This is a genomic window from Salinivibrio sp. SS2 (assembly GCF_001722075.1).
Classification (GTDB): Bacteria; Pseudomonadota; Gammaproteobacteria; order Enterobacterales; family Vibrionaceae; genus Salinivibrio; species Salinivibrio proteolyticus.
The window spans coordinates 1-1,302 of record NZ_MEBP01000021.1 but is presented as its reverse complement, the minus strand read 5'-3'; the positions used below and the strand labels follow the sequence as shown (position 1 = coordinate 1,302).

General features: G+C 48.1%; 1 protein-coding gene. It reads left to right on the top strand.

Annotated elements, in window-relative coordinates; all coding sequences use genetic code 11:
• The first annotated feature begins 61 nt into the window (after window positions 1–61).
• Window positions 62–1,270, top strand: a complete 1,209-nt coding sequence (locus BGK46_RS01390; protein WP_069586691.1) for an IS256 family transposase — start codon at window positions 62–64, stop codon at window positions 1,268–1,270.
• Window positions 1,271–1,302 lie beyond the last annotated feature (32 nt).

Genomic DNA, 1,302 nt, shown 5'->3' with positions numbered 1-1,302 from the left:
GGTAGTGTTCAAAAGTCTGTGTCACTCCTATAGTTAACCCTCAATAGGGAGTGATACATCAATGTCCGACAAATACGAAATTGATATTCAAGCTTTTGCTAAGGCACTGCAATCTGGACAAGACCTCAACGGGAAAGATGGACTGCTAACGCCGTTGATTAAACAGATCACCGAAGCTGCTTTGGCTGCTGAGATGGATGAGCACCTGACCAAAGAGGGTCAGCCTAACCGCAAAAACGGTGTCTCTCAGAAAACCATCAAAACCGCTTCAGGCTCGTTCGAACTAGACACGCCCCGTGATCGCAACGGCTCTTTCGAGCCGCAGACCGTTAAGAAGTATCAGACTCGGCTAACCGATGAGATGGAGCGTAATATCATCTCATTATTTGCTCTTGGGAATAGCTACAAAAGCATTCGTGAGTACCTTCTTGAGATGTATGGGACTGAAGTGTCCAATGGCACGATAAACGCCATTACAGACCGTTTGGTGCCTGAGCTACGCGCCTGGCAAGAACGCGAATTGGAGGCGGTTTACCCCTTCGTCTGGTTAGATGCTATCCATTACAAAATCAAAGAAAATGGCCGCTTCGTCTCTAAAGCCCTGTACACAATCTTAGGCCTGAATATCGAGGGCAAAAAGGAACTACTTGGCCTTTATCTCTCAGAAAGTGAAGGTGCCCGTTACTGGTTAAATGTACTGACAGACCTACAAAACCGTGGCGTTAAAGACATCCTTATTGCCTCGGTCGATGGATTAAAGGGCTTCCCTGAAGCCATCGAAACTGTCTATCCCAAGACGGAGGTTCAGCTTTGCATCATCCATCAGATCCGCAACAGCGTGAAGTACGTGGCCAGCAAAAATCAGAAAGCCTTTATGTCCGATCTGAAGTGTGTTTACCGCGCGACGACCCAAAACGCCGCAGAGCAAGCGTTAGATGAACTGGAAAGTAAATGGGGTACTCAATATCCACTGGTCATAAAATCGTGGCGCAGCAAATGGGAAAATCTATCGGTGTACTTCAAGTACCCAGAACAGGTCCGCAAAGCGATTTACACGACCAATGCCGTTGAGGCTGTTCATCGCCAATTCCGCAAACTGACGAAGACCAAGGGTGGCTTTGCCAACGAGAACGCATTGCTCAAGTTGCTGTATGCAGGTATGTTGAAGGCGTCAGAGAAGTGGACGCATCCGGTGCAGAATTGGAACCTGACATTGTCCCAACTGAGCATCCACTTCGAAGGGCGGCTCGACGACTACGTAGATCTTTAAACGTTGGGTGACACAGAACTTTGAACACCCTC

Excerpts from the sequence above, each read along its gene's own strand:
- BGK46_RS01390 (WP_069586691.1), top strand. The coding sequence starts at position 62 with ATGTCCGACAAATACGAAATTGATATTCAAGCTTTTGCTAAGGCACTG.